At 63.2% G+C, this 5252-nt stretch carries 6 protein-coding genes and 1 pseudogene; 1 reads left to right on the plus strand and 6 read right to left on the minus strand.

The genetic code is table 11. The features are described from left to right. Nucleotides 1–165: 165 nt before the first annotated feature. The 5 genes from H7B90_RS03010 to H7B90_RS03030 all read right to left on the minus strand — a co-directional run bounded on the left by H7B90_RS03010 (nt 166) and on the right by H7B90_RS03030 (nt 4128). Nucleotides 166–798, minus strand: a complete 633-nt coding sequence (locus tag H7B90_RS03010) for a stage V sporulation protein AA (protein ID WP_373315895.1) — start codon at nt 796–798, stop codon at nt 166–168. 219 nt (nt 799–1017) lie between these two features. Continuing rightward, nucleotides 1018–1776, minus strand: coding sequence for an RNA polymerase sporulation sigma factor SigF (gene sigF, locus H7B90_RS03015; protein WP_185134397.1), 759 nt, complete (start codon nt 1774–1776; stop codon nt 1018–1020). A 25-nt stretch (nt 1777–1801) separates the two neighbouring features. Continuing rightward, entirely contained in the window at nt 1802–2248 is a 447-nt protein-coding gene (gene spoIIAB / locus H7B90_RS03020; protein WP_185134398.1) for an anti-sigma F factor, read from the minus strand. Beyond that, nucleotides 2245–2598: an anti-sigma F factor antagonist gene (spoIIAA, locus tag H7B90_RS03025; RefSeq protein ID WP_185134399.1), complete on the minus strand. Its 354-nt coding sequence runs from the start codon at nt 2596–2598 to the stop codon at nt 2245–2247. Before spoIIAA ends, spoIIAB begins: the two co-directional genes overlap by 4 nt. A gap of 312 nt (nt 2599–2910) precedes the next feature. Beyond that, complete coding sequence (locus H7B90_RS03030; protein WP_185134400.1) at nt 2911–4128, minus strand: D-alanyl-D-alanine carboxypeptidase family protein; 1218 nt, start codon at nt 4126–4128, stop codon at nt 2911–2913. Between the two features lie 268 nt (nt 4129–4396). Between H7B90_RS03030 and H7B90_RS03035 the strand changes: the two genes are divergently transcribed. Then, entirely contained in the window at nt 4397–4642 is a 246-nt protein-coding gene (locus H7B90_RS03035) for a hypothetical protein (RefSeq protein ID WP_185134401.1), read from the plus strand. A 258-nt stretch (nt 4643–4900) separates the two neighbouring features. On the opposite strand, the pseudogene deoA reads toward H7B90_RS03035, so the two are convergent. Beyond that, nucleotides 4901–5252, minus strand: a pseudogene (gene deoA, locus H7B90_RS03040) (pyrimidine-nucleoside phosphorylase); the annotation flags it as partial.

The following is a 5252-nucleotide window of genomic DNA, read 5'->3' on the forward strand; positions in this document are numbered from 1 at the left end:
CCCATAAGCAGAGCCGATTCGAACCACCCGGAGCGGCGATGGCCCCGAGTCAGCTGCACGAGGCGCGGGATCAGGTCGAGCACGATCAAGAGGGCCACGAACGCGCTGCCGACCGCGAAGCCCCCCGCCAGGCCGACGACGGCCAGCAGAAGTCCCCGCAGCGTCTCAATCATCCGGAGTCTCCCGGTTCTGCTCGTGCTTCTTGCGGTATTCGTCCGTGATGACGTAATGGTTGACGTTCTCCTGGTACATGAACATCTCGACTTCCAGAGGGTTCGGCTCGTCGGTCGGACGGCGGCGGAACAGCCGGTTGAAGAACAGCAGCATGCCGAGCCCGACGCCCAGCGAATAAGGAATTTGGAACAGCCACGGATGCCAGTCCGGGCTGCCCGTGAGCAGCCGGGTGATGCGGCGCTGCACGAGGGGCATGTTGACGTCCGCGTGGAAGTTGATCAGCGCCATGCCCGAGCCGAAGAACAGCAGCAGCCAGGCGAGCGCGAGCACGATCCGGCGCGGCTTGACGACGCCCCCTTGGGCCACTTCCACGAGCACGTGGGGCTCCCCGTACGTCTCGATCGCGACGCCGGGAGCGGCTTCGCGGATCGCCCGCACGATCTGGAGCATGTCGATGACGAGCAGGCTGCCTTCCTCCGGCCGGATGCGATGCACGGGCAGCGCGAGCAGGCGCCGTTCCAGCTCGCGGTCGGCGACGAGCCGGGCGACGTCCGCGAGCCGGATCAGCGACAGGGGCGGCACGACGGTCCGGCGGCGAAGCCGCACGTAAACGGTAGGATCCAAGGGCATCATCTCCCCCAGCTCGATCGTTCGGCGCCGAGGCGCCCGGTAACGCCGGGTCCCCCCAACGTTTCCTTTAGTATGAAACAAACGGACGGCCGATAACCGGGAAGCCTTGGAACCGCCCTCCCCGGCCTTCTCCCGGCGCGCAAAAAGGAGCGCAAAAAAAAGAACCGCGGGCAGCGGGGCGAACGATTCGCCTCCGGCCGGCGGCTGGAGAGGTCATTGGGCGATCTGATCCTTGATGCTCTGCAATATTTTTTTCTCGAGTCGGCTGACCTGGACCTGGGAGATGCCGAGCCGGCTCGCGACCTCGGATTGCGTCTGGTCGCGGAAGTAGCGCAAGTACACGATGAGCCGCTCCCGGTCGTTCAACCCTTGAATGGCTTGAGTCAGCGCCATTTTGTCGAACCATCGCTCCTGGGAATCGTCCGCGATCTGGTCCATCAGCGTGATCGGGTCCCCGTCGTTCTCGAACACGGTCTCGTGGATCGACGTCGGCGGCTTGTTCGCCTCCTGCGCGAAGACGATCTCTTCCGGCGTCACCCCGAGCTCCTCCGCCACCTCCGAGATCGTCGGCTGGCGGCCGAGAACCTTCGACAGCTCGTCCTTCACCTTGCGGACGCGGTTCGCCATCTCCTTCAGCGAGCGGCTCACCTTGAGGGTCCCGTCGTCGCGGAGGAACCGCTGGATCTCCCCGATGATCATCGGGACCGCGTAGGTCGAGAATTTGACGTCGTAGCTCAGATCGAACTTGTCGACCGACTTGAGCAGGCCGATGCATCCGATCTGGAACAGATCCTCCGAATCGTATCCCCGGCCCGAGAATCTCTGGACGACCGACCAGACTAGCCTTATATTGTTCGAGACCAGCGTCTCGCGCGCCGTGCTGTCTCCGGACTGGCTCAGCGCGATCAGGCGCTTCACTTCCGCGTCGTCCAGATACCCCGGCGGCGACGAACGCTTCCATTCGATTTCCATGCCTCCAACCCCTGCCGCGCGGTTTTTAGTTGAACAACGCTTTCTTCGACTCGATCCGCTTCCTCATGCGAAGGCGGGTCCCCTGCCCCGGCTCGCTCGTCACTTCCAGCTCGTCCATGAAGTTCTCGATGATCGTGAATCCCATGCCGGACCTCTCCAGCTCCGGCTTCGACGTGTACAGCGGCTGTCTGGCGAGCTCGATATCCTCGATTCCCTTGCCCTGGTCGATGACCGTGATCGACAGCGTGTCCCCTACGATCTCGGCTTCCAAGGTGACGACTTCGTCGGGGACGTTGTCGTAGCCGTGGATGATCGAATTGGTGACCGCTTCCGACACGACCGTCTTGATGTCGTTCAACTGCTCCAGCGTCGGATCGAGCTGGGAGACGAAGGCGGCGACCGACACGCGGGCGAACGCCTCGTTCTCCGAACGGCTCGCGAACGACAGCTTCATGAAATTGGCGGCGCTCATGATACGACCTCCAGACTGGCCAACGCCGAACGTTCCGATTCGTAGAACGACAAGATCTTGAACAGCCCCGACAGCTCGAACAGCCGCTTCACGCCGGGGTGAATGTCGCAGACGACCATTCGGCCCCCGCGGCTCTTGATCAGCTTGTATCTTCCCAGAATGACGCCCAGCCCCGAGCTGTCCATAAACTGCAACTCTTTCAGACTGAGCACGACGTGCTCGCAGCGTCCTCTCAGAATCGCGTCTTCCATCTTGAACCGGACGACATCCGCGGTATGATGGTCCAATTCCCCTCTCAAGCGAACGATGAGCACGTTCCGGTGCTGTTCCAGCTCCACTTGCAAACTCATGCCGTCTCCCCTCCCCTAAGCGCAGCCGGCCGCTTGCTCCGACTTTACAACAACACATTCTACGAATCCGGCGGCCATTCCTGCCCTCCGACAAAACTAGAAGCTAGCTTCTTCCCCGCGACAAAATACAGCAAAAAGGCAACCGACGCCGCGCGTCTTGCCGCCTTGCCGCGAGCCGAACGGCGGTTCCCCGCCGCCGCTTCGCTCCCTGCCCGATGGCGCGCGCCTCGCGCCCCCGGAACGGGAAGGCGGGGCTTCGAACCGTCTCGAACCCCCGCGCATCTTCGCTCGAGCGGGAACCGCTCTCCGCCGCTATTCGCGCCAGAACAGCTTGCCCGTCGACCGCTTGAACAGCTTCCACCAGCCGGCCCGATCGACGGAAGCCGGCGCCTCGATCGGGAACTCGGTCATAACCTCGTTGCCCCGGTACACGATCAGCTTGCCGACCTTCTGGCCGGCCTTGACCGGAGCGGTCACCTTGTCCTCCAGCACGAGCTCGTGCCGGATATCGCCCTTGGCGTCGCCCTTGCGCACGAGCACGCTGTAGGAGTGCTTCGCCGTCAGCGGGAGCTTGGCCACCGTTCCCTTGTTGACGTTGAGCGTTCCGATCTTGTCGCCGGTCTTGTAGATCGGCACGTTCGTGAACTGGGCGAATGCGTAGTCGAACAGCTTGGACACCTCGGCGTTGCGGGTCTTCGTATTCGGTTCGCCCATGACGACCGCGATCAGCCTGAGGTTGTCTCTCTTCGCCGTCGCCGAGAGGCAGAACTTCGCTTCGCCGGTGAAGCCGGTCTTGAGGCCGTCGGCGCCGTGGTAGAACCGGACCAGCTTGTTCGTATTGACGAGCCAGAACGGCTTGGGCGTATTTTTGCGCAAGTAATCCTGGTAGAGACCCGTGTACTTCGTGATCGACTCGTGCTTCAGCAATTCGCGGGACATAAGGGCGATGTCGTGGGCGGAAGACACGTGTCCGGCGGCCGGAAGCCCGTTGCAGTTGACGAACTTCGTGTTCTTCATGCCGAGCTCCTGCGCCTTGGCGTTCATCAGCTTCACGAACTCTTCCTCGCTGCCGGCCAGCTTCTCGGCCAGGGCGACGGAAGCGTCGTTGCCCGAAGCGAGAGCGACTCCCTTCAGCATGTCGTCGACCGTCATCTCTTCGCCGGGCTCGAGGAAGATTTGCGAGCCGCCCATCGAAGCGGCGTATTCGCTCGTCTGCACCTTGTCCGTCAGCTTCAGCTTGCCTTCGTCCAGCGCCTCCATGACGAGCAGCATCGTCATGATCTTCGTGATGCTCGCGGGCGGAAGCGGGAGATGGCTGTTTTTCTCGAAAATGACCGTGCCGCTATCGGCGTCCATCAGAATGGCGGATTTGGCGGATGCGGTCAGGTCGGTCTGCGGTCCCCCCGGCTTGGCCGGCGCTTTCTCGTCGGCGGCGAACGCCGATGCCGGAACGATGGCCGCGGCCGTAACGGCGGCCAGCACGATCAGGGAGACGACGCGGAGACGGAGTGTTGGGTAGTTGACGCGCATGAGTGTACGGTTTCCCCTCCAAATGGTCGGATGGCAGGCTTTGGGTCTTCTTCCATCCAGTGTGCCCCGACGGGGAACGAAATATTCCCGGCTATGTTCCATACGCGCGGATTGCCCGCGAGCGATGCGCGCTCCGCCCTCAGTCCGCGGATTCCGACTCTTATCGCCCTTCCTAACACTCTTCTAACACAATCGATTCCTTGATTTGACAAACGGCCTGTACAATGAGTTCAAGTAAAGAGAAGGATTCAGGAGAGGAGCTTGAGAGATGGAGTTCATTCTCGATGAGTCCCCGAATTCGGCATCCTTGAACCTGCACGATGACGGACAAAGAGACGCGTTGGCGCATACGATCGCGGAAGGCCGGATGAGCGGGCCGGGGATGCGCGACGTGGAGACGCGCGCTTACGCCGAGCTCGGACGGTTGCGCGGCGAGCTGGACGCGTTGCTGGAGGAGCTGCAAAGCTTCGTCCGCCGAATGAACGTCGGCCACTCCGCGAATCTCGCGGCCTGACCAGATGCCTTTTCCACGCAGCCCCGCTTTCCCGCCTATTTACCTCAGCCATTGAGTCCCTTCTCCCCGCTTTCCCGCCTATCTACCTCATCCACGGAGACGGAAAGGCGCCACTGTCGGCGAATGTGGAGCAGCGAGTGCGCTGTTGGGCCGCGAAGTCGTTGGTTCGCCTCTTCCATCCCTCGCAGGCGCCCAGAAGCCAAAAAGGCGCACCCGAAGCCATCTCCCGATGACTTCGAGTGCGCCCCGCTTCAACTCCTACCGCCGTACGCCGTCCTTGCTCACCACCGCATAAACGAGCGGCTGCGCCGCCGGCGGCTCCGCGCCGAACGCGTACGCGCCCAGCACCTGCTCGCGCGCCTCCGCGGCGGCGCCGTCGTCCGCGCGCGCGTGCAGGATCGCGATCGCGTCGCCCCTGCGAACGCGGTCGCCCCGCTTCGCCAACAGCTCGATGCCGACGGCATAGTCGATCTCGTCGTCCTTCGCCGCGCGGCCGGCGCCGAGGCGCATGGCGGCGACGCCGATCTCCTCGGCGTCGATGCCGTGCACGTAGCCGTCCGCCGCCGCGGCGACGGTCACGCGAGCCGCCGCCTGCGGCAGCAGCTCCGGC

This window comes from Cohnella xylanilytica, from assembly GCF_014212175.1.
Classification (GTDB): Bacteria; Bacillota; Bacilli; order Paenibacillales; family Paenibacillaceae; genus Cohnella; species Cohnella xylanilytica.